The sequence below is a fragment of the Mesorhizobium sp. LNHC252B00 genome, assembly GCF_000502955.1.
In the GTDB taxonomy this organism is placed as follows: Bacteria; Pseudomonadota; Alphaproteobacteria; order Rhizobiales; family Rhizobiaceae; genus Mesorhizobium.
Window position 1 is genome coordinate 82,656 of record NZ_AYWO01000020.1, and the last position, 22,762, is coordinate 105,417.

At 62.2% G+C, this 22,762-nt stretch carries 20 protein-coding genes, 3 pseudogenes and 1 riboswitch; of the genes and pseudogenes, 14 read left to right on the forward strand and 9 right to left on the reverse strand.

All coding sequences use genetic code 11. The features are described from left to right. Positions 1–120 precede the first annotated feature (120 nt). The 8 genes and pseudogenes from X744_RS01000000170070 (at position 121) to X744_RS01000000170075 (ending at position 6,889) form a co-directional block, all read left to right on the forward strand. A pseudogene (locus tag X744_RS01000000170070) lies at positions 121–887 on the forward strand (L,D-transpeptidase). 86 nt (positions 888–973) lie between these two features. Further along, positions 974–2,140 (forward strand): diphosphate--fructose-6-phosphate 1-phosphotransferase, encoded by a 1,167-nt coding sequence (locus X744_RS148120; protein WP_023761183.1) that lies wholly within the window; start codon positions 974–976, stop codon positions 2,138–2,140. Positions 2,141–2,174: 34 nt separating this feature from the next. Further along, positions 2,175–2,894: an MBL fold metallo-hydrolase gene (locus X744_RS148115; protein ID WP_023761184.1), complete on the forward strand. Its 720-nt coding sequence runs from the start codon at positions 2,175–2,177 to the stop codon at positions 2,892–2,894. A 263-nt stretch (positions 2,895–3,157) separates the two neighbouring features. Next, entirely contained in the window at positions 3,158–4,687 is a 1,530-nt protein-coding gene (locus tag X744_RS148110; RefSeq protein WP_023761185.1) for a DegQ family serine endoprotease, read from the forward strand. A gap of 142 nt (positions 4,688–4,829) precedes the next feature. Further along, complete coding sequence (locus tag X744_RS148105) at positions 4,830–5,441, forward strand: molybdopterin-dependent oxidoreductase (RefSeq protein ID WP_023761186.1); 612 nt, start codon at positions 4,830–4,832, stop codon at positions 5,439–5,441. Then, positions 5,438–6,184: an FAD-binding oxidoreductase gene (locus X744_RS148100; protein WP_023761187.1), complete on the forward strand. Its 747-nt coding sequence runs from the start codon at positions 5,438–5,440 to the stop codon at positions 6,182–6,184. The genes X744_RS148105 and X744_RS148100 overlap by 4 nt, the downstream gene beginning before the upstream one ends. Positions 6,185–6,255: 71 nt before the next feature. After that, positions 6,256–6,489, forward strand: coding sequence for an AbrB/MazE/SpoVT family DNA-binding domain-containing protein (locus X744_RS148095; RefSeq protein WP_023761188.1), 234 nt, complete (start codon positions 6,256–6,258; stop codon positions 6,487–6,489). After that, positions 6,486–6,889: pseudogene (locus X744_RS01000000170075) on the forward strand (type II toxin-antitoxin system VapC family toxin). Before X744_RS148095 ends, X744_RS01000000170075 begins: the two are co-directional and overlap by 4 nt. Before the next feature lie 18 nt (positions 6,890–6,907). On the opposite strand, the gene X744_RS148090 reads toward X744_RS01000000170075, so the two are convergent. Both X744_RS148090 and X744_RS148085 read right to left on the reverse strand, forming a co-directional pair. Continuing rightward, positions 6,908–8,008, reverse strand: coding sequence for a hybrid-cluster NAD(P)-dependent oxidoreductase (locus X744_RS148090; protein WP_023761189.1), 1,101 nt, complete (start codon positions 8,006–8,008; stop codon positions 6,908–6,910). 46 nt (positions 8,009–8,054) lie between these two features. Next, positions 8,055–9,302: an aromatic ring-hydroxylating dioxygenase subunit alpha gene (locus X744_RS148085; protein ID WP_023761190.1), complete on the reverse strand. Its 1,248-nt coding sequence runs from the start codon at positions 9,300–9,302 to the stop codon at positions 8,055–8,057. 114 nt (positions 9,303–9,416) lie between these two features. Continuing rightward, positions 9,417–9,619, reverse strand: a riboswitch (cobalamin riboswitch). A gap of 508 nt (positions 9,620–10,127) precedes the next feature. Between X744_RS148085 and X744_RS148080 the strand changes: the two genes are divergently transcribed. The 3 genes from X744_RS148080 (at position 10,128) to X744_RS148070 (ending at position 10,923) form a co-directional block, all read left to right on the forward strand. Next, complete coding sequence (locus tag X744_RS148080; RefSeq protein WP_023761191.1) at positions 10,128–10,325, forward strand: DUF680 domain-containing protein; 198 nt, start codon at positions 10,128–10,130, stop codon at positions 10,323–10,325. 71 nt (positions 10,326–10,396) lie between these two features. Further along, the gene (locus X744_RS148075) at positions 10,397–10,606 is read left to right on the forward strand and encodes a DUF680 domain-containing protein (protein WP_023761192.1); all 210 of its coding nucleotides are present in this window, start codon (positions 10,397–10,399) and stop codon (positions 10,604–10,606) included. An 80-nt stretch (positions 10,607–10,686) separates the two neighbouring features. Then, a complete protein-coding gene (locus X744_RS148070) occupies positions 10,687–10,923 on the forward strand; it encodes a DUF680 domain-containing protein (protein WP_023761193.1) in 237 nt (78 codons plus the stop codon). 76 nt (positions 10,924–10,999) lie between these two features. On the opposite strand, the gene ugpC is transcribed toward X744_RS148070, so the two are convergent. The 5 genes from ugpC to X744_RS148045 all read right to left on the reverse strand — a co-directional run bounded on the left by ugpC (position 11,000) and on the right by X744_RS148045 (position 17,586). After that, positions 11,000–12,112: a sn-glycerol-3-phosphate ABC transporter ATP-binding protein UgpC gene (gene ugpC, locus X744_RS148065; protein ID WP_023761194.1), complete on the reverse strand. Its 1,113-nt coding sequence runs from the start codon at positions 12,110–12,112 to the stop codon at positions 11,000–11,002. Between the two features lie 24 nt (positions 12,113–12,136). Beyond that, positions 12,137–13,801, reverse strand: coding sequence for an alpha-glucosidase (locus X744_RS148060; RefSeq protein WP_031260723.1), 1,665 nt, complete (start codon positions 13,799–13,801; stop codon positions 12,137–12,139). Between the two features lie 4 nt (positions 13,802–13,805). Beyond that, the gene (locus tag X744_RS148055) at positions 13,806–14,960 is read right to left on the reverse strand and encodes a carbohydrate ABC transporter permease (RefSeq protein ID WP_023761196.1); all 1,155 of its coding nucleotides are present in this window, start codon (positions 14,958–14,960) and stop codon (positions 13,806–13,808) included. A 1-nt stretch (position 14,961) separates the two neighbouring features. Then, entirely contained in the window at positions 14,962–15,975 is a 1,014-nt protein-coding gene (locus X744_RS148050) for a sugar ABC transporter permease (RefSeq protein ID WP_023761197.1), read from the reverse strand. A 249-nt stretch (positions 15,976–16,224) separates the two neighbouring features. Beyond that, positions 16,225–17,586, reverse strand: coding sequence for an ABC transporter substrate-binding protein (locus tag X744_RS148045; protein WP_023761198.1), 1,362 nt, complete (start codon positions 17,584–17,586; stop codon positions 16,225–16,227). A gap of 364 nt (positions 17,587–17,950) precedes the next feature. On the opposite strand from X744_RS148045, the gene X744_RS148040 reads away from it, so the two are divergent. The 3 genes from X744_RS148040 to X744_RS148030 all read left to right on the forward strand — a co-directional run bounded on the left by X744_RS148040 (position 17,951) and on the right by X744_RS148030 (position 20,807). Continuing rightward, positions 17,951–18,973: a substrate-binding domain-containing protein gene (locus X744_RS148040; RefSeq protein WP_023761199.1), complete on the forward strand. Its 1,023-nt coding sequence runs from the start codon at positions 17,951–17,953 to the stop codon at positions 18,971–18,973. A 297-nt stretch (positions 18,974–19,270) separates the two neighbouring features. Next, positions 19,271–19,840, forward strand: a complete 570-nt coding sequence (locus X744_RS148035) for a TetR/AcrR family transcriptional regulator (protein WP_023761200.1) — start codon at positions 19,271–19,273, stop codon at positions 19,838–19,840. Positions 19,841–19,889: 49 nt separating this feature from the next. Continuing rightward, positions 19,890–20,807 carry an oxidoreductase gene (locus X744_RS148030; RefSeq protein WP_023761201.1) on the forward strand — a complete coding sequence of 306 codons (918 nt, stop codon included), beginning with the start codon at positions 19,890–19,892 and terminating at the stop codon, positions 20,805–20,807. A 172-nt stretch (positions 20,808–20,979) separates the two neighbouring features. On the opposite strand, the gene X744_RS148025 is transcribed toward X744_RS148030, so the two are convergent. Together X744_RS148025 and X744_RS148020 are read right to left on the reverse strand one after the other, a co-directional pair. Further along, positions 20,980–22,404: a S8 family serine peptidase gene (locus X744_RS148025; protein ID WP_023761202.1), complete on the reverse strand. Its 1,425-nt coding sequence runs from the start codon at positions 22,402–22,404 to the stop codon at positions 20,980–20,982. After that, positions 22,394–22,762: pseudogene (locus X744_RS148020) on the reverse strand (anti-sigma factor); the annotation flags it as partial. The pseudogene X744_RS148020 and the gene X744_RS148025, both read right to left, overlap by 11 nt.

The following is a 22,762-nucleotide window of genomic DNA, read 5'->3' on the forward strand; positions in this document are numbered from 1 at the left end:
CACGGGCCATGCGCGAACGCAGGCTGTGCAAGGTCTTCACGCTTTATCAACCATGAATGATGAAAATGCCTGCCATCCGGCCGGACCGTGCTTCCCGCCGACAGCGTGGGGTTTGGGTATATGCGCGAGTTGCCGCAAGGTCTGACGCCGCCGCGAAATGGCGACACAATCGAAGCCGGCATCGTCTTTCCCGCCGCGCTATCCTGTCCGGGGCAGGGGCGCTGGCGCTGCTTAGCGTCGCCGGTTGCTCGACCTCGGGCGGTGGCCTGCCGGCGCTGGAGCTCGACGACGTCTCCACTGGTTCGGTGCCGCCGATGCGGCCGGCGATCAGCGTCGACAAGAACGTCACCAGCCCCGGCGTGATGTATGCCGCACTGACGGATGGCGGCTTCAACGTCCCGGAAGTGCCGTATCTAAAGGTCAAGCCGGAATTCCGCCGCCAGATCGTCGTCGACACCACAGGCGAGGCGCCCGGGACCATCGTTGTCCATCTCAAGGAGCGCATGCTCTATCTCGTCCAGCCGGGTGGTGATGCCATCCGCTATGGCGTCGGCATCGGCAAGGACGGTTTCCGCTGGTCCGGCCGTGCCAACATCCAGTACGGCAGGGAATGGCCTACCTGGACGCCGCCGCCAGAGATGATCGCCCGCAAGCCCGAGCTGGTTAAATGGCAGGCCGGCCAGCCCGGCGGCCTCACCAACCCGCTCGGCGCGCGCGCCCTCTACATCTATCAGGACGGTAAGGACACCGGCTATCGCATCCACGGTTCGCCCGAATGGCGGAGCATTGGCCAAGCGATGTCGTCGGGTTGCGTGCGTCTGATCAACCAGGACATCATCGACCTCTACAGCCGCGTCTCCAAGAAAAACCCGGTCGTCGTCGTCTGACACGCCGCCCGCCCCACTCTTCCGTTGCGCGATAGCGAAAGACAGGCGAATGTGCCTGCGAATTCATCGCTCGGGAGACGTCGGGAATGGCCGGAACTTTTGTCATCGCGCAGGGCGGCGGTCCAACCGCCGTCATCAACCAGACGGTGGTCGGGGCGACGCTGGAGATCCGCAAGCGGCATCCGGGTGCCAAGGTCCTCGGTTCCATCCACGGGGTGCGCGGCATCCGTGACGGCAACTATGTCGACCTCTCCGCGATTCCCGAGGACCGGCTGCGGCTGATCGCCGGCACGCCAAGTGCCGCCCTTGGCTCGACCCGCGATAAGCCGGATGCCGCTTATTGTGACGTCATCCTCAACGGATTGAAGAAGGCAGGCGCCGATGCCTTCATCTATATCGGCGGCAACGACACGTCGGGTACGCAGCAGATCCTGACCGATGCCGCAGGCGGCGAGATCGCCTTCGTCCATGCGCCAAAGACCATCGACAATGACCTCGAGGAAAACGACCACACGCCGGGCTTCATTTCGGCGGCCGAGTTCGTCGCCGGCGCCTTCCTGTCCGTCGACCTCGATTTTCGCGCCCTGCCCGGCATCTATGTCGGCATCGTCATGGGCCGGCATGCCGGCTTCCTGACCGCAGCCGCGGCGGCGTGGCAGCTTGACCCCGACAGCGGCCCGCACCTTGTCTATGTGCCCGAGCGCCCGTTCTCGGCCGCCGGCTTCATCGACGACGTCCGCGCCACGCTCGATCGTTACAAGCGCTGCATCGTCGCCGTTTCGGAAGGCGTCAGCACCGCCGACGGCAAGGCGCTGGTCGAAAGCCTGGTGCCGCCGGACAAGCTCGAGCGCGACGCGCATGGCAACGTCAAGCTGTCGGGCAGCGACCTGCCGGCCGCACTTGAGCGCGCGCTGGCTGAAGGCCTGCCCGGCAAGCGGGCCCGCGTCGACGCACTCGGCTACATGCCGCGCGGCTATGTCGGCGCCATCAGCGCGATCGACGCGCAGGAGGCTTTCGATGCCGGCGCTTTCGCCGTCACTGTCGCTGAACAGGGCGGCGGCTCGGTGGCGCTGCAATATCACGGCAGCAAAACGGTGCTGAAGAAGGTGCCGCTGAAGAACGTCGCCGGCAAGACCCGCCATATGCCGGACGATTTCATGAAGCCCGATGTCAATCAGCTGTCCGATGCCGGCATGGCTTATCTCAAGCGGCTGGTGCCGGAAAAATACAAGGTCGGGAAGCCGTTCGTCTGATGCCTGGCTCACACCTGATGCCGGGCCACAGGTGATGCCGGAGTGGTTCAGCAAAAGCATCGTCGACGACAAGACGACGATGCTGACCGAGCCGTTCGTGCATGCCTATGTGCGTGCCAATATCTGGCATCTGCGCGGCCGAGATGCCGACCTTCTGGTCGACACCGGCATGGGCATCTGTCGGCTTGCGCCGGAGATCGACACGCCCGACGGCAAGGCGCTGCTGGTCGTCGCCACCCACATTCATCTCGACCATGTCGGCTCACTGCACGAATTTCCGTGGCGAGCAGGGCCAAGGCACAGCGCGGAGCAGTTCGCGAGCATGGATGAGGCGGCGACTTACGCCTACATGTTCCACGATCTCGACGGCGCCGTTTCGACGCTGCCGGCGACAGGTTGGAAGGCGGCCGACTACAAGATCCCGCCCGCACCGCTGACGCGAACCCTGGACGAGGGCGACATCGTCGATCTCGGTGACCGGCAATTCCGTGTGCTGCATCTGCCCGGCCATTCGCCGGATTCGATCGCGCTGTTCGACGAGGCCGATGGCCTTTTCTTCAGCGGTGACGCCATCTACGACGACACGCTGATCGACGACCTGCCGGATTCGGATCGATCGGCCTACATCAGTACGATGCAGCGCCTGCTCGACCTGCCGATCCGCGTCGGCCATGGCGGCCACGGACCGAGCTTCGACAGCAAGCGCATGCACGACATTGCCACTGCCTATCTCGGACGAACCGGCGGGATCTGAGCCCCCGGCGGGCAGGGAAGACCGGACTGGCCCGTCGCCTGACGACATCGTGACCGCCGTCATTCCGGAAATTAAATCTTCGTAAGGTGGCCCGGAATCCCTAAATCGGGCCAAGCTGCGCCCTAGATTCAGAGCTGTCGATCCGGTCCGGCTGCCGTGCCAGGCGAGACAGGCAATCGCGACGTTCGACACGCCGAATGGCCGGTCTTCCGCACAAGGAGACCTCCACGGCGACCGATCAACTCTCGCCCGGACAAACGACCATGTCAGACATAATTCGCAGACATCGCGTCGCGGCCTTGCTGGGCGCTGCGCTGATCGTATCCCCCTTCGTCATGTCTTTCGCCCAAAGCGAGGGCAACACCGTTCCGACGACCCAGACACCGGTCGCCGGCCTCACCGCTCCCAACGGCTCGTTCGCTCCCATCGTGGCAGCCGACAAGCCGGCGGTGGTAACGATCACCACTGTCACGAAGGCAGAGCCTGGAACGACGAGCGATGCCTCTCCGTTCGACGGCGGCTCGCCTTTCGACGACTATTTTCGTCAGTTCTTCGGTGACCAGGGCATGCCGATGCCCAAGACACCGCCACAACAGCAACCGCAGCGTGCCGAAGCACTGGGTTCCGGCTTCCTCGTGGGCGCGGATGGTATCATCGTCACCAACAATCACGTGATCGATGGTGCCACCTCGATCAAGGTTGCGCTCGACGACGGCACCGAACTCCCCGCCAAGCTGGTCGGCCGCGATGCCAAGAACGATCTCGCCGTCCTCAAGGTCAAGGCGGACAAACCCCTGCCAACCGTCAAATGGGGTGATTCCGACAAGCTCATGCCAGGCGACCAGGTATTGGCCTTCGGCAACCCGTTCGGCATCGGCACCACTGTCACCGCAGGCATCGTTTCGGCGCGCGGCCGCGATCTGCACAGCGGCCCGTTCGACGACTTCATCCAGATCGACGCCCCGATCAACCACGGCAATTCCGGCGGCCCGCTGATAGATGTCGCCGGCAAGGTCGTCGGTATCAACGCGGCGATCTATTCGCCCAATGGCGGTAGCGTCGGCGTTGGCTTCGCCATCCCGTCCGACCAGGCCCAGAAGGTGGTCGCCAAGCTGATGAAGGACGGCTCGATCCAGTATGGCTATCTCGGCGTCGAGATCCAGCCGGTGACGGCGGATGTGGCGAGCGCAATTGGCCTCGATCATGCCGCCGGCGCGCTGGTTTCGCGGGTCAATGACGGTTCGCCCGCCGCCAGGGCCGGAGTCGAGGCCGGCGACGTCATCACCAGCTTTGCCGGACAGGATGTGAAGGATCCCAAGGACCTGTCGCGGGCGGTCGCCGATGTCGCGCCCGGCGCCAGAGAAACACTGAACATCTGGCGCAAGGGCAAGGCCGTGGATATTTCCGTCGATGTCGGGCGCAACACCGACGACGTGAAGACCGCGTCATTGGAAGACGGGTCCGGCGCGCCTGGCGTCGGGCAAGGCTCACGCGTCGCGGCGATCGGGCTTGGCCTGATGGACATCACCCCTGACATTCGCGAGCAGATGAATCTCGCCCACAATCAGCGCGGTGCGATCGTTGCCAGCGTCAATCCCGACAAGGCTGCCGCGGCTTCCGGAATCCAGGCAGGTGACATCATCGTCGCCGTCAATCAGGTGCCGGTGAAGAGCGCCAGGCAGGTCACCCAGGCGATTGCCCAGGCTGGCAAGTCCGGCAAGAAGTCGGTGCTGTTGCTGGTCGAGCGGGACGGAGGCCAGAGCTATGTCGCGGTGCCGTTCGCCAATGGCTGACGCGAGGCGCTGAACTGAATGCAAAGCCGGCAGGCTCGCCGGGCCTGCCGGCTTTGTGCGCCAAGATTTCAGTTGCCCGCAGCGGCATCATCGAGAAAACTGCGACAGGTTGATGGATGCCTGCCGCAGAGGAATTACCGCGATGGTCACCCGAGGTTTCTCTTCAGGACGGCGCCCGCCAACCGATGACGATGCGCGCATACCGCCCGGCCAATATCTCGAACAGGGTTTTCCGGTACTGTCGGCCGGTCCGACGCCGCGCGTGCGCACGGAGGATTGGTCGTTCACGTTGAAGCATGGGCCACGGCCGATCAAGAAGTGGAACTGGGCTGAATTCAACGCGCTGCCGTTGACCAAGATGACACGCGACATCCATTGCGTGACCGCGTGGACCAAGTTCGACACGCCGTGGCAGGGCGTGCTGGTCGACGATATCCTTGCCGACGCGGGTTTGGAGCCGCCGACCGGCTTCACGCTGGCGCACGCGTTCGACGGGTACACCACCAATGTGCCGGTAAAGGATCTTACCGGCGGCAAGGCCATGGTGGCGCTGCTCTACGAAGGCGAGCCGATTGCGCCGGACCATGGCGGCCCGGCAAGGCTGCTGGTGCCGCACCTCTATTTCTGGAAGTCTGCCAAATGGCTGAACGGCCTGCAATTCACGACGCGCGACGAACCCGGTTTCTGGGAATTGCGCGGCTATCACATCTATGGTGATCCATGGCGCGAACAGCGCTATACGGGCGATCCATGAGCGCTGTGGCAGCAGTGCAATCGCCCTGGCAGACGGCCGGGATCGTCCGCATCGAAAAACGCACGCCGCGTGTTACCAGCTTCTTTTTCCGGCCATCGCGGCCGTTTGCCTACCGCGCCGGGCAACATGTCGATGTCAGGCTGACGGCACCGGATGGTTACCAGGCGCGTCGCTCCTACTCCATTGCCTCCGCGCCCGAGACGGTTGGCGCGATCGAACTGGCGATCGAGAAGCTCGACGATGGCGAGGTTTCGCCCTTCTTCCACGAGGTCGCGGCGATTGGTGACGAAATCGAACTTCGCGGACCGCTCGGCGGGCATTTCGTCTGGCCAGAAGATGTGGGCGGACCGCTTGTGCTTGTCGGCGGCGGTTCCGGCGTCGTGCCCTTGATGTCGATGGCTCGCCATCGCGCCGCGCGCAATTCGACAGTGCCCGTCGTTCTGGTCTTTTCAGCCCGGATCTGGGACGAAGTGATCTTTCGCGACGAACTGATCGCCCTCGACGACCGCAGGGACGGGTTCGACCTAGTGCTGACACTGACACGCGAAGCCGCCCGGCGCCCGGCCGATTATGTGCGGCGGGTGGACGTCGCGATGATGGCGCAAGCAATGGCGCGGCTGCCCGAGCCGCCTGGTCTCGCCTTTGTCTGCGGCTCCAACGCGTTTGTATCAGTCGCCGCCCAGGCGCTGATTGATGCCGGCGTTGCAGCGGGAAACATTCGCACCGAGCGCTACGGAGTTTGAATGGACGTTGTTAACGCATGTGGTCTTGGCGCTGACAGTTCGTGAAAGATGGTATTACCACGAGGATGAAGATGGCCACTCCTGTTACGGCAAAGGGACAAGTGACCATTCCCAAACCGGTCCGCGATCTCCTTGGAATCGTCCCGGGCAGCAGAGTGGATTTCCGACGCGCTGCCGATGGCAGCGTGGTGCTGCCTCGCGTTGACAAAGAGCCGCCTGCGAGCCGCTTCGCCAAGTTGTACGGCCATGCCGGCGAGGAGCTCACGACCGATGCGATCATGGCACTGACGCGTGGCGAAGCGTGACGCTGGTCGACACCATGTTCTGCTCGACCTCGTTACGGACGATCCGACCTGGGCGGACTGGTCGGTTGCACAGCTCGAGGCAGCGAGCCTCGATGGACCATTGTTGATCAATGATGCGGTCTATGCCGAGCTTGCTGTTCGCTACATCAGCGTCGAGGATCTCGACGCATTTCTGGATGCGGCCGGCCTCGAAATGGCTCCGATGCCAAGAGCAGCTCATTTCCTGGCCGGGAAGGTATTTACACAGTACCGCCGATCAGGAGGATCCAGGATTGGCGTGTTGCCCGACTACTTCATTGGCGCCCATGCCGCGGTCGCTCAGCTTCCGCTTCTGACCCGCGATGTCGGTCGATACCGGACCTATTTCCCGTCTTTGAGACTGATCACTCCGGACTCCTGAAATGGCACCAACCGCCGGTCACGCCTCGATTTCGAGCGCCGAAAGCGGTTTTGAGCAACAGGCAAGGATAAAACCGTCGTCGATTTCATGATCGAGGATGCCGCCATTGTGGCTCATCTCGACGTCGCCCGCGACCTTTTTCACCTTGCAGGTGCCGCACAGGCCGAACTCGCATGCAGCGGGAATCCGCACGCCTGAGGCCCGCGCGGTCTGCAGGACGGTTTGGCCGGCGACGCAGTCGGCATCGACATCCGAAAGCGAGAATCGGATCGGTGTCACGGCTTCGATCGGGGCGACGGCGTCGTCTCCCGCCGGCAAAGCGAACGGCGCCGGGATCTCCTCCACGGCCGGCGCCGCAAAGCTCTCCTGATGGTATTTCGTCATGTCGAAGCCGGCGGAGTCCAGCATGCCGCGCACGGCGCGCATGAAAGGATCGGGGCCGCAGCAGAAGATTTCGCGCTCGCGGAAATCGGGCGCCAGCAGCGGCAGCCTGATGGCGTCGATGCGGCCCATATGGCCGAACCAGCCCTCTCGGCTCGAACGCTCCTCGATCATGAAACCGAGCGACAAGCCCGGCATACGGCTGCCGAGCAGTTCGAGCTCCTTGCGGAAAATGATCTCTTCCGGGCGGCGCGCGCAATTGACGAAGCCGACATCGGTCCATGGCGCACAGTCGTTCAGCCAGCGCAGCATCGACATCATCGGCGTCACGCCCGAACCGGCCGAAATGAACAGATATTTAGCCGCCGGGTGACTGTGCAGCGAAAAATCGCCGGTCGGCCCATAGGCCTTGACGTGCGAGCCGGGCGTCAGATGGTCAAACATCCATCGCGTGCCGGTGCTGCCGGCTTGCGCCTTCACCGTCACTGCGATCGAGAACGGCCGCGATGGCGAGGACGACAGCGTATAGGTGCGCATCAGCGGCCCGTCCGCAGTCGGCAGTTCCAACGTCACGAACTGGCCCGGCTTGTAGCGGAACCAGGTCTGGTTGTCGGAGCGGAAGGTGAAGGTCTTGACGTCAGGCGCTTCGTCGCTGACGCCGATCACCTCCAGCACCTGCAGCCTGTCGTTCCAGGGCGTCATCTGGTCGAGATGGCGATAGAGGCCAAGATCCGTCATCGCATTCATCCTCTCTTGTCCCTCATGTTTTGTGCATGTGATGCAACTAGGCGACGCTGCGTAGCGCCGGCCTTCCACCTTCGGCGAGGCGCGGGCCGATGAACGACGCGTACCATTCGACGAACTGGATCACGCCGCCCTCATGCAGCTCCGAATAGGGGCCTGGTTCGTAGGCGGGCGACAGGATGCCGAGAGCGTTTTCCTCAACGATGCGGCGGTCCTGGTCGTTGGTTTCGGTCCACACATGGGTAAGGTCTTCGATGGTGTAGTCGACGCCCTCGACCGCGTCCTTGTGCACCAGCCATTTCGTCGTCACCGCCGTTTCCGTGGCGCTGATCGGCACCACCCGGAACGTCACCGCGTGATCGATAAGGATGTGGTTCCATGTCGTCGGATAGTGATAGTGCATCAAGGTGCCGATGCGGTCGGCGGAGACAGCGTCGGAGAGGTTCTTCTTCACCGCCAGTTTGCCGCTCATGGTGTAGCTGACGGCATCGCGCAGCAGCGGCGCGCGGGTGGCTCGATACTGCCCGGCCGGATCGATGCGGAACTTGCTCGGAAGTCCGACGGCCTCGCATTTGGCCCAATGCGCGACCATTTCAGGGTCGCTGTCGGCGCCGTTGACGCCGGTCACAGTCGGAGCCTCCGGGAAGGTCTTGCACAGCTCGGGATGGTTGGCGACGCAGTGATAGCACTCGCGATTGTTTTCCCAGACCAGCTTCCAGTTGCCCTTCTCGATGATCGTGCTCTCGAAGGCGACCTTTGCTTCCCTCAACCGGTGAGGCAGAAGATAAGGTTCGATCATCGCCCGCATCGGCGCGAAATCCGCTGGCTCCTTGGCCAGGCAGATGAAGATATAGCCGCCGACGCTCTCGCAGGCGACCGGCTTCAGGCTGAACTCACTCTTGTCGAAACCGTCGGCCATCTGACGGGCGAACAGCAGGCGGCCGTCGAGCTCATAGGTCCACTGGTGATAGGGACAGGCGAGCTTTGCCGCAGTACCCTTGTCGGTGTTGCAGACGCGACTACCGCGATGGCGGCACGAATTGTGGAAGGCGTTGATCTTGCCTTGCTGGTCACGGACAAGAACAACCGGATAGTCGCCGATCTGCACGGTAATGTAGCTGCCCGGCTTCGGCAGCTCGCAATCATGGCCGATGAACAGCCAATCGCGATACCAGATCAGCTCCATGTCCAGCTTGAAGTAGTCTGGATCGGTGTAGAAGGGCTGCTCTAGCGAAAAGCCTTGCCGACGGCTGTTCAAGAGCCTCAGCATGTCGTTGCGAATATCCATGTCCTGTCCTCGTTATCTAAGGACTGAACTGGTGGTGACGGAGGGAGGATTGGACGCAGGCCGGCGAGGCGCCGGGCATGCACTATCCACCTCTTGATCGCCCACCGCGATCAGTCGAGTCTAGAAATCTCGGGCTGGTTTCCGGGCTTTGGAGTTGTCCTTGCGGACGATCGCGACACCTTCCCAGGCAGTTGCCCAGTGGTCTCCCGTTGCGACTTGAACTCCACCACCGTTGCGGGGGCAGCGCCGGATTTTGACCGGCTTCCCAATTCTCCGCCCCGTCGTCACGAAGCGGCACCTGAGATGGCATGATCTAACCACGATCGCTGGCGCGTCATCGGCATGAAAACGACATCGTATCCATGCGGCGCGACACGCGTGCGAAACGTTCGGGTTGGCGATTGCCGGGCTGAAATCCTATCTCTTCGGCAGCCATCGCCACTTGCAATCTCCTCGAAAGCCAACCCTTGCTGGCGGCCAAAAAAGGCTAGCGGTTTCGAAAAGTGACTATTAGCTGATTCTAAAATCGAACCGAACGGTTCGTTTCTGTTGACGGTGCGTGCAGGACGTTGTGAACGCCGGGCCTTGGCAACAGTTGGTGATCCAGCGGACGGTTTTGCTTAAACCATTGAAAAATAAAGATAAGAAGTAGCGTGTGGAAGCCCTTGGCACAATTTCAAGTAGCGGATTCATGGTCCACACGGAACAACTTCGTGATTGGAAAAGGCGAGGATGCCCTCCCACATCGGGCCTGTCCGAACGACGCGATTTCATTTCCAAGACACGCCGCTAGACGGACGAAAAGAAGATACTGGAGTACAAAAAATGAAAAAGATCATTCTCACTGCCGCCGCCGTTCTGGCCATTTCCGGCAGCGCCTTCGCTAATGGCAGCGACCACTACGGTTCGAACGCCCCGGCAGCCACTGCCGTCGACAGCTCGTACACCGCTTCGGTGAAGAAGTCGGAACCGGCTGCTCAGACGCCTGCCCAGGGCAGCGACCGTAACCTCTTCGGCCACTAACAACCAATTCCCAGTTGACAGCGGGTTCGCCCGCCGTCCTGGCGAAATCCAGAAAATTCAAGAGACTTGAAATGAAGAAGATCATTCTTGCTACCGCCGCTGTTCTGGCCATCTCGGGTAGCGCTTTCGCCGCTAGCGACAACTATGGTTCGAACGGCGCCAACCAGCCTGCCACCACCGCCGTCGACAGCTCGTACACGGCTTCCGTCAAGAAGTCGGAGCCGGCCACGCAGGCGCCTGTCAACCATGGCAGCGACCGCAACCTGTTCGGCAACAACTAACATCCGATCAAAACCAACATCCGACAGCGATGCTGCGGGTTAACCCGCAGCATCGAATTCGAGAATACGGAGTGTCAAAAATGAAAAAGATTGTTCTTACTGCCGCCGCTCTTCTGATTGCCGCCGGCAGCGCCTATGCCCGCAACGACAACGTTGGTGGCACCGACATCAACAAGCAGTCGACCGTCAACGTCGATACCTCGCATACGGGCTCGATCCGCAAGAGCGAATCGCCGATCTACAAGCTGCTCAATTCGTCGGGCGACGCTCCGAAGTCCGCCCCCCAGGGCAGTGATCGGAACCTCTTCGGCCGCTAACAGTCTAAGCCGATGTCCAGAAAAGAGCGGCGGGCCTTGCCCGCCGCTCTTTTTTTACCGTCGAGATGGTTCCGTCTCAAGCCGCCTTCGCTTCTGCTTCGTGAAGCGCGAAGGACCGCCCGTCCGTATCGAAGATATGCAGGTCTTCGCCATTGGCGCTCAGCCGCAATGTCGAGCCGCGCTTGACCTCGACGTTGCCGGGCAGCTTGGTCACCAGCGGCAGGTCGGCGCGGCCGATGTCGACATAGACAAGCTGGACCTCGCCGAGCTGCTCGACGTAGTCGACCGTCCCTTCGAACAGATAGTCCGCACCGCTGGCAATGATCAAATCCTCCGGCCGCACGCCAAAGCTCACCGCGGCGCCCTTTGCCGAAGCAGGGGTCGTGATCGGCACGGTTGCCTTGCGACCGCCGACATGGCTGACGACAGTCGGGTTCCCGGTCTTGTCGATGGTCGCCGGCAGGATGTTCATGGCCGGCGAGCCGATGAACTGGGCAACGAACAGATTGCCGGGCTTCTTGTAGAGATCCATGGGCGTGCCGACCTGTTCGATATGGCCTTCCTTGAGCACCACGATGCGGTCGGCCAGCGTCATCGCCTCGACCTGGTCATGGGTGACGTAGATCATGGTCGTGGCGGGCATCGATTCCTTGAGCTTGGCGATTTCGATGCGGGTGGCGACGCGAAGTGCGGCGTCAAGGTTCGACAGCGGCTCGTCAAACAGGAACACCTTCGGATTGCGCACGATTGCGCGGCCAATGGCGACGCGCTGGCGCTGTCCGCCCGACATCGCCTTGGGCAAGCGGTCGAGATATTTCGTCAACTGCAGGATTTCCGCCGCCTGGCGTACGCGCCGGTCGATCTCGGCCTTGTTCTCCTTCCCGATCTTCATCGAGAACGCCATGTTGTCGTAGACGGTCATGTGCGGGTACAGCGCGTAGGACTGGAACACCATGGCGATGCCCCGCTTCGACGGCGGCACGTCGTTCACGACCTCGCCGGCTATTCTGAGCTCGCCGGAGGTGATTTCCTCGAGCCCGGCGATCGACCTCAGCAATGTCGACTTGCCGCAGCCCGACGGACCGACGAAGACGATGAATTCGCCCGACTTGATATCGAGGTCGATGCCGTGGAGAATGTTCAGATTGCCGTAGGACTTCTTCACTTGCCTTAGTGTGACATCGGCCATTGGTTTCCTCCAGTGATTTGAAATTCAGTCGACGCGCCCGAACCAGGCGCCGTAGCCGCCAAGCTCGATGGAACCGCTGCTTGCCTGCCCCGAAAATCCGTGCCCGGGCAAAGGTTGCAGCGATCGGCTGCCAAGGTCAACCTTGGTTGGCCCGGCTCCCAGATTGAAGACGCAGACGACCTGCTCGTTGCCTGCGCGGCGGGTGAAGGCAACGGTGTCGCCCTCGCTTTCGATAAAGGTGATGTCACCCTTGACGAGCGCCGGATGGGCACGCCGGAACGTGAGAAAGCGACGATAGTGCTCAAGCAGCGAATTCTCGTCGCCCTGCTGGACATTGACCGCTTGCGAAAGATGCTTGGTCGGCACCGGTAGCCAGGGCTTTGCCGGGGAGAATCCTCCATTCTTGGTGCTGCCGTCCCACACCATCGGCGTGCGGCAACCGTCGCGGCCCTTGAATTCCGGCCAGAAGCGGATGCCGTAGGGGTCCTGCAAGTCCTCGAAGCGCAGCTCCGCTTCGCCGAGCCCAAGCTCTTCGCCCTGATAGATGCAGACTGAACCGCGCAAGGACATCAGCAGCGCCGAGATGATCTTGAGATAGGCGGTCGGGTCGGGTTCGCCGGCCGCCCAGCGCGAGGCCGGGCGCATCACGTCGTGGTTGGAAAAGGCCCAGCACGACCAGCCGTCGCTGGCGACCTTGCCGAAGGATTCCAGCACCGAGCGGACCTTGACCGCACTGATCTTTTCCGGCGCCAGGAAGTCGAAGGAATAGCACATGTGCACGCGCTTGCCGCCGGCAGTGTAGGCAGCCACCACGTCCAGTCCGCGCTGCGAATCGCCGACCTCGCCGACCGCGGCGGTCGCCGGATATTCGTCGAGCAGCGCGCGGAAGCGCTCGAGGAAGCCGAGGTTTTCGGGGCGGCTCTTGTCGTAGAGATGGTCCTGGTAGTTGTAGGGGTTGACCGCCGGTGCGGTCTGGTCGTTGCGCTCTTCCGGCGGCAGCGGCGGGTTGTTTTCCAGGCCCTGGCTGTGGAAGTAGAAATTGATGGTGTCGAGCCGGAAACCGTCGACGCCGCGCTCCAGCCAGAAGCGGGTGACGTCGAGCAACGCGTTCTGGACCTCATGGTTGTGGAAGTTCAGGTCGGGCTGCTCGGCCAGGAAATTATGCAGGTAATATTGCTGGCGGCTGGTGTCCCATTGCCAGGCCGAGCCGCCGAAGATCGACAGCCAATTATTGGGTGGCGTGCCGTCCGGCCTGGCGTCCGCCCAGACGTACCAGTCGGCCTTCGGGTTGGTGCGGTTCGACCGGCTTTCCTTGAACCATGGGTGATTGTCGGCGGTGTGCGACAGCACCTCGTCGATCATCACCTTCAAGCCTAGCCTGTGTGCCTCGACGGTCAGCGCGTCGAAGTCGGCCAGCGTGCCGAACATCGGATCGACGTCGCAATAATCGGTGACATCGTATCCGAAATCCTTCATCGGCGATTTGAAGAACGGCGAAATCCAGATGGCGTCCGCACCGAGTGCCGCAATGTAGGGCAGGCGGCCGATGATCCCCTTGAGGTCGCCGATACCGTCGCCGTTCGAGTCCTGATAGCTGCGCGGATAGATCTGGTAGATCACAGCACCCCGCCACCAGTCGCGATCGATGGCGAGGTCAGGTTTCGAGCTGGCCTTCAAAGCGGATTGCATCGTCTCAGCCTCCTTTCACCGAGCCGGCAAGCAGCCCGCGGACAAAATAGCGCTGCAGCGAAAAGAAGACGATCAGCGGCACGATTATGGTCACGAAAGCCGATGTCGTCAGAATCTCCCAGTCGCCACCGCGTGAGCCCAACAGCGCATTGAGCTTGGCGGTCAGCACGATCTGGTCTGCCTCTGTACCCAGGAAAACCATCGCCACCAGCAGATCATTCCATACCCATAGGAACTGGAAGATGGCAAACGAAGCCAGCACTGGGAAGGACAGCGGCAAGACGATCTTGACGAATATCTCGAAATCGCTAGCGCCGTCGATACGCGCCGATTCCATGATCTCGCGCGGCAGGCCGGCAATGTAGCTGCGCAGCAGGTAGATGGCGAAGGGCAAGCCGAAGCCGGTATGCGCCAGCCAGATGCCGAGATAGGTTTTCGACGGCATGCCGAAGAAAGCGCCGACGCCGTTGTATAGTTTCAGGAGCGGGATCAGCGACATCTGCAGCGGCACCACCAGCAGGCCGATGATGACCGCGATCAGCAGCGCCCGGCCGGGAAACCGCATCCAGGCCAGCGCATAGGCGGCAAAGGCGGCGATCAGGATCGGGATGACGGTCGCCGGGATGGTGACGGTCAGCGAATTCATGAACGACCGCCCGATGCCCTCGGAAAATAAGACTGTCCTGTAGTTCTCGGTGGTGAATTTCGGCGGCGCCGACGAGGCATAGTAGACGCGCTGGCCGCGATCGCCTTCGAATGCCTTGGGCGACTGCATGACGAAGCTGCCGTCTTCATTCAGCTGCAAGATTTCGCCATCGCCGAGATCGGCCGAAGTGCCAGCGGGATATTGCGTTGGCGCCGCCGATTTGACACCGAAGGCGCTGATGTTGCGCTTGGCACCGTCGCCGAAGATATTGCCCTCGAGAACGAACTTGCCGTCCTTTTCGACTTGCGTCGAGGCGGCCGGCAGCCGGCCGGCTTCGGTCTGAGTGGAACTGGCGAACGAATTCCACCAGCCAGAGGCGATGATTTGGTTCTTGTCGCGCAGCGACGAGACCAGGATGCCGAGCGTCGGTATGGTCCAGATCGCGACGAAGACAAGCACGGCGATGTGGACGCCGAAGCGGCTGGCGAAGGAATTTCCGGTCGCAACGGCCATCTCAATGTCCTCCCGTCTCTTTGTTCGCCTGGCGGATGTTCCAGACCATGATCGGAATGACCGCGATCATGATGATGATGGCGATGGTGGCGCCGCGGCCGAAATCGCCGCCGCCACGGAACATCCAGTCGAACATCAGATTGGCCAGCACCTGGCTGTTCCACTGGCCGTTGGTCATGGTCAGCACGATGTCGAACACTTTGAGCACCAGGATGGTTATGGTTGTCCAGACGACGGCGATCGTGCCCCAGATCTGCGGCACCATGATCTTCCAGAAGATCTGGAATGGATTGGCGCCGTCGATGACGGCGGCTTCCAGCGTTTCTTCGGGGATGCCGCGCAGGGCGGAAGACAGTATCACCATGGCAAAGCCGGTCTGGATCCAGATCAGGATCACCATCAGGAAGAAATTGTTCCAGAACGGCAGCGATATCCAGACCTGCGGCTGGCCGCCGAAATGCTGGATGACGGCGTTGAGGATACCGATCTGGGTCTGGCCCTCGCCGCGATACTCGTAGATGAATTTCCAGATCACGCTGGCGCCGACGAAGGAGATCGCCAGCGGCAGGAAGATCAGGCTCTTGGCGATCGTGCCCCACCAGATCTTGTCGGTGAGCACGGCAATGATCAGCCCGAGGAAGGTGCAGGCAGCCGGTACCACCGCCAGCCAGACGATGTTGTTGAGGATCGAGTTGCGGAACTCGCGATCTCCAAAGGCCCATTCATAATTGGCCAGGCCGACGAAATTGACGCCGCCGCGATCGAGGAACGACAGCCGCAGCGTCTCGACCACCGGATAGATCAGATAGATGGTCAGGATGATCATCGCCGGACCGACGAACAGCCACGGCCGGACCAGCCCTTGCCGGCGCAGATTGTCGATAGCGGCGGCGCCAGCGACGCCGCGCGATGGAAATATCAGGTCGACCAGTTTGTTGGCGCCCCAGAAATAGGCGACGCAACCGCCGACCCCGACGATGATGACGAATATGGCCGAGAAAATCTGAGCCGCCATGGGTCCCTCCCCCTGCGCATCACTAGCCAAGGCCGAACGGTCAGGGCGATGAGATGCGCCGATTCAGTTGTTCAGAGCGCTATCGCCAGGCAGACAGGTCTTCCTCTTTGCTGGTCGCGCTTCATGCCGGATGTCTGTGTGCTCATGATAGTCGCCGCGGCACGGGCCGCCGGTTGGATCCGGGCCCCGGGGCCCGGATCCAGTCAGGATCGATAGTTCAAACGTCCAGCCGAACAATCGGCGGCTTGCCTACTTTATGGCGTCCCAGCTTTTCTGAATGTCGGTGGCGACATCCTGCGCTGACTTGCCGCCGACCAGGTCGATCATGCCGGTCCAGAAGGCGCCGGCGCCGATCTTGCCGGGCATCAGGTCGGAGCCGTCGAAGCGNAAGCGGAAGGTCGAGGCGTTGGCGAGGATGTCGCCCTGCTTCCTCAGCGCGTCGCTGGCATAGGCCTCCTTGTTGACTGACTTGAGCGGCGTCACGAAACCGCCTTCGGCCATCCAGATCTCATGGGCGAGCGGCATCTTCAGGAATTCGATGAAAGCGCGGGCACTCTTGCTGTCTTTCGTGATCATCGCCAACGTACCGGCACCGAGCACGGGCGTGCCCAGTTCAGGCTTGGATGCATAGGGCGGGAAGTAGAAGAAGTCCGCGTCCTGGCCAATCTTGGTGCCTTCCGGGAAGAAGGTCGGGATGAACGACGCCTGGTGGTGCAGGTAGCATTTCGGCGGCACTGAGAAGAGGCCCTTCGGGCTGTCGCGGAAATCGGTCGCCGCAACTGCCTTGGCACCGCCATCGACCATCTTGTCGTCGGTCGCGATCTTGCCGAAGATGTCGATGGCGCTGACCACTGCCGGGTCGTTGAACGGGATCTCGTTCTTCACCCATTTGTCGTAGACTTCCGGAGGCTGGGTGCGCAGCATCAGGTCTTCGACCCAGTCGGTCGCCGGCCAGCCGGTGGCGCCGCCGGAGCCGAGGCCGATGCACCACGGCTTGCCGCCGTCGGCGATGATCTTCTTTTCGAGATCGGCGAGCTCTTCCTGCGTCTTCGGCACCTTGTAGCCGGCTTCCTCGAAATTGTCCGGCGAGTACCAGACCAGCGATTTCACGTCGGCCTTGTAGGGGAAGGCGAAGAAGCCCGGCTTGCCGTCCTTGTCCTTGAACGTGCCGAGATCGACCCATGACTGGCCGGCGCCGTAATTGTCCTTGACCCATTTGGCGGTGTCGTCGCCGAGCGGCGTCAACAGTCCCTTCGATGCGAGATCCTGGATCAGGCCTGGCTGCGGCAGCACGGCGATGTTCGGCGGGCTGCCGGCCTGCGTATCGATGACGATCTGCTGTTCGTAATTCTCCGAGGAGGAGTATTTGATCTCGACGCCGGTGGCTTCCGAGAAATAATCGAGAACGCCGCGCACCAGGCCTTCGTCCTCACCGCGCCATGGTCCGAAGATCGACAGCGTCTCACCCTTGAGGTCGACTTTCTTGAGCTCTTCGTAGTTCGCCCAGTTGAAGCGCTTGTCCTCACCCGGCTTGAATTTCAGTTCGGCATGCGCGGGCGCGTTCAGGGCGAGCGTGGCAAACGCGGCACCCAGCAAAAGCATTTTCTTCATCGGTATTCCTCCCAGTGGATCATACACACCGGACGGAACCTCCATTCCGCCCGCCGACGCCGCAGGACTGTGACTCAGTCAGAAAGGAACCGCAACCTTTCGAAGAGTCTTCCAAAGCGCTTTGGCCTTTTTGATCTCGCCATTGAATCGGCCGGAAGTCAAGAGGCAGCTGGGCTAATCGATTTAATCTGATGCGTTTGTGGTCTGAAAAGTGCGCTGCAACATGCTTTTATGGCAGTGCAGCAGCAATTTTTGTTTCAAACACCTCTGAACCACGCTTATGGTCCGATGTCGAATGGCCCAACCCCGACGGCACTTGGGTCGATTCAATTTAAAAGCGCTTTGAGGGAGATGGAGAGTTTTCGTGAACCTCAAGCAGCTTGCCCATATGCTGGCATTGTCGCAGACTACGGTAAGCCGCGCGCTGAATGGCTATCCTGAGGTCAACGAGGAAACGCGAAGGCGTGTCATGGACGCCGCCAAGCGCCACGGCTACCGCCCCAATCCCAGCGCGCGCCGGCTGGCGACCGGCAAGACCGGGATGATCGGCTATGTCCTGCCGACCGGTGCATCCGTCGACATCGATCCGCATTTCGTCGAGTTCCTGTCCGGCCTTGGCGATTATGCCCGTTCGCACGAGCTCGATCTGGTGCTGTCGCCGGCCGACGCCGACGATCAGGAGACGACCTACCGGCGCATCGTCGCCAACCGCCAGGTCGACGCTGTCTACATCTCCTCGCCGAGGCCCGCCGACCGGCGCGTGGCGCTGGTCAACACGCTCGGCATACCCTTCATCGTCCATGGCCGCAGTGAAGGCTTCGATTTCGACTATGCCTTTACCGACATCGACAACGAGGGCGCCTTCCGCGAGGCGGCGAGGCTGCTGATCCAGCTCGGCCACCGGCGGTTGGCGCTGATCAATGGCGACAACCGCGAGACCTTTGCCATCCATCGCGAACGCGGCGTGCGCCGGGCGCTGGCCGCGAGCGGACTGGAACTGGACGAACGCCATGTCTGCTCGGTGGTCATGACCGAAGAGAACGGCTATCGCGCCACCAGGCGTTTGCTGGAAGAGGGCGATGCGCCGACGGCGATCGCCTGCTCCAGCCTGATCATGGCGCTGGGCGTCGTGCGTGCGGTGCGCGACCTCGGCTTGAGCATTCCGGGCGACGTGTCACTGATCGCCCATGACGACGTCTTCCCCTGGCTGCGGCCGGAGAATTTTTCGGTGCCGCTGTCGACGACGCGTTCATCCATTCGTCTCGCTGGCGCCCGCGTCGCCGAGCGGCTGGCAGCCCGGATTTCGGGGCTGGAAGAGGGCGCCCGCGGCGAAGTCTGGCCCGTCGACCTGGTGGTCAGGGGATCGGTCGCCGGCGCGCCTGGCTAGAGGTCGAAACGCACACTCCGCGCGACCGAGTTCGCCCCACTCCGGTCGTTCGGTCGAATTTGATGCTTTCGCAAAAGCTGCCGATGAGCTCTGACCGCTCGAGGAAGGCAAGCCATTGCCTGCGACCTTCGCGAAGTACCAAAGCTACCTAATTGATCATCCGCCGTTTCAATATTTCTAGTCTGGCATCGGTACTTCGAAATTTTCAGATGGCTTTAAGATTGCATCCCTTGACCAATCTCACGTCGTCCCCTATATAATTGAGTATCCACTTACTCAATATCGTTGGACAGAAATATGGCGCGTCCCCTCAGTGAAGAAAAGCGACAGGCGCTGCTGGATGCAGCGGCCGAGTTCGTCGCGCACCTTGGCACGGGCGCGTCCACGGCCAAGATCGCAAAGGCTGCTGGCGTTTCCGAGGGGACGCTGTTCACCTACTTTCCAACCAAGGACGATCTGCTCAACCAGCTCTTTCTCGAGATCGAGGCCGACCTCACAGAGACGATGCTGGCGCCATATCCGGCGGACGCCTCCGCCAAAGACCTGCTATTCGCGGTTTGGAACCGTCTGATTGACTGGGGGCTGGCTCACGCCACAGCGCGCAAGGCCCTTCGCCAGTTGAAGGTGTCGGATCGCGTCACAGCGGAAAGCCGGAACCGGTGCCACGCCATGCAGCGGGATGCGCGGACGATGGTGGAGGAGTGTCTCGCCGGCCATGCGGCGCCTGACAGGATCGCCTTCTACATCGATACCATTCTTTTCGATCTGGCAGACATCAGCATCAACGCGGTCACGGCCAAACCTTGGGAAAGTGACGCCATCCGGCAGGCCGGGTTCGACCTGTTCTGGAAGGGGTCTGCCGCCTGAATTTTAACCCATAAATGAGTATGTAATTACTCACCTACAAGGAACGAAAATGTCTAATAGCAAGGGTTTCACCGAAGCCGACGTCCCCAAGCAGACGGGAAAGAGCTTCATCGTTACAGGCGCCAACGCGGGCGTCGGGTTCGAAATCGTGCGGGTGCTTGCCGCCAGGGGCGCGCGCGTCCTGCTTGGCTGCCGCGAGCAGACCCGGGCGCAGGATGCCATCGCACGGATCAAGCGGATCACGCCCAACGCCGATCTCGTCTGGTTGCCGCTCGACCTCGGTGACCTGGACAGCGTTCGCACCGCAGCCGAGATCGCCGCGAAGGAGCCACGGATCGATGCGCTCATCAACAATGCCGGGATCATGAACCCGCCGCTGACGCGCACGAAGCAGGGGTTCGAATCGCAGTTCGGCGTCAATCATCTCGGCGTGTTCGCGCTCACCTCGCTGCTCCTGCCTAAGCTGGCGGAGACGCCGGGAGCGCGGGTGGTCGTAACCTCGAGCGTCGCGCATCTGAAGGCCAAGATCGACTGGGACGACCTCAATGCCGACAAGAGCTACATCAAGAACGAACGCTACGGCGCCAGCAAACTGGCGAACGCGCTGTTCTTCTTCGAACTGGATCGTCGCCTGCGCGCCTTGAAGTCGCCCGTCGCGGCAATCGGCGTTCACCCTGGCATCGCCAGCACAAGTCTTGGCCGTCACATGGGGATTGTCCAGTTCGCGGGCCCGATCGTCGGCCTGTTGCTCAACAGCGCCGACAAGGGCGCCTGGCCGGCGCTTCTGGCCGCGACCGGCAAGGTGAAGCCGGGAGGCTATTACGGTCCCACCGGCTTTGGCGGAACCCGCGGTGCAGCCGGCGAAGCAAAGCGCGCGCCGCATGCCGAAGATCCCGCGCTCGGGAAGCGACTCTGGGACGTCTCGATCGCCATGACCGGCATCGACCCAGGCTTGCCGGCCGCCTGATCTCATCACGACGTGGCAAGAGCGGTTTATCGACCCACGCTGGCGCCCGAGACTGCTTTCCTGTGGAAACGCCGAAAAGCAGACCTTCGGCTTTCCACCCATCTCAGCCATTGGGGCAACCATCTGATTGAGTTTCGACATGCATAAAAGCAGAAGCTTTTAAGCGTTAGACCTATTCCTTTGCCCCCGCCGCCTTGATGTCCAGCAGCCCGTAGCCGAAATCATTGTCGCGCCCCTTGGGGCCGAGATCTCTTGCCGTAGCCCCGAGCGCCTTCTCGATGTCGTCGGCCGAGCGATCGGGCGCGGCGTGGATGAGATTGGCGATGGCGCCGCTGACGATCGCCGCCGCGAACGAGGTGCCGGTGACCACATCCGAGCCGGCGCCGCTCGGCGCCACCATCTCGACGCCGGGCGCCGAGATGAAGACGTACGCGCCGCGATTGGCCTGCGGCATCAGCCCGTCCTTGGCGTCGGTGGCGGTCACGGCGATGACGCCGTCGAAAGCGGCCGGATAGCCATAGGGCGCCTTCGGCCCGTTATTGCCGGCGGCGGCGACCAGCACCATGCCGAGCGCGCGGGCATTGCGGCAGGCAACGCCGAGCAGATCGTTCTTCGGCCCGACGAAGCTCATGTTGATGATACGCACGTCCTGGTCCGCCGCCCAGTCGAGCGCCGCCAGGATGACGTCCATGGTCGACTTGCCGCCCTCGAAGGCACGGGCGTGGTAGATCCTGGCGCCAGGCGCCATGCCCTCCAGCGCGCCGACGCCAGCGATCAGGCCATCGATCGACGTGCCGTGATCGCGCATTTCGATCGGCACGCCCGGCATGGCGTCGAACTGTTCGGCAATGACGCCAGCCAGCGCCGGATTGGTGTCGTCGATGCCGGTGTCGATCACCGCGATGCGGACGTTTTCGCCGCTGGCCTGCTTGGAATCGAGCGCTATGTGCTCGAAGGCATAGTTGACGATGCTGGCGGCTGCCTGCTGCAGCGAATAAACATGGTTAGGCTCGCGCCGCTGGGTGCGGCCGTCGGCGGCCAGTTGCGCCAGCACGACGCCGACGGGCCGTCCGTCGGGAATCCCAAAACGCACCAGCGTGGTGCCAAGCAGCCGCGACTGGCGCTGCGAGCGCACCTGGAGGCCGAAGGAAGCGGCGATCTGCTGCACGGCCCCGGCATCGCCGTCGACCGTCACCAGCACCTCGTCCGGCACGAAATCGCCGACCACCGCGCGCGGCGGCTGAACGGCGACGAGATCGGTCGGAGAGACGATAGGGCCGCCAGGCGGAGGGCCGGCCTGATTACCGGCGGGAGGTGTCGCCGAAGCCGGCCGCGGCATCGGTGCCGGGGGCACCACCGGGTTGGGGAACAGGTCGACGATCAGGGCCGGCAAGAACACCGCGCCGGCCTGCGCTGTATCCGTCCCGCCCTTCGCGTCACCCTTGGCGCAGTCGGCTCCTGCCGCATTGGCCCCGTCGCGGCAGTCGATTTTCGTCCGGTCGGGCTTCGCGCTGGTCTGCGCCGACGCAGGCACGGCGGCGATTGTCATCGCCGCCGCAAGCATGGCCGCAAATCGAATGACCGCCTCAGCCGCCATCAACCGGCTTCCTTCCCTCGATCAAAGTCTCCGTGAAAGGCTGAGCGACAATAAGGCCGATTTGCCTTGTGTAATCGGCAGCGGTCGTCGCGGGAATGCCAAGCCGGAAGACGCCGTCGGCGGTCGGTCCGCCGATGATCTTCAGCCCGTTGCCGCCGAGAAAGCCGGAAATATCCGACATCTTCGCATCCGGCTTGAACTTGACCAGGGCGAACGGCATTTTCGCCAGATCGTCTTGCGCGCCGGCTATCTCGAAATCACTGCCCTTGCCGCCGGGCTCGACGAACGACTGCACCATGACCAGGGCCAGCAGAACCGCGGCCGCGGCCCAGGCGACGCCGACCGGCACCGCCATGAA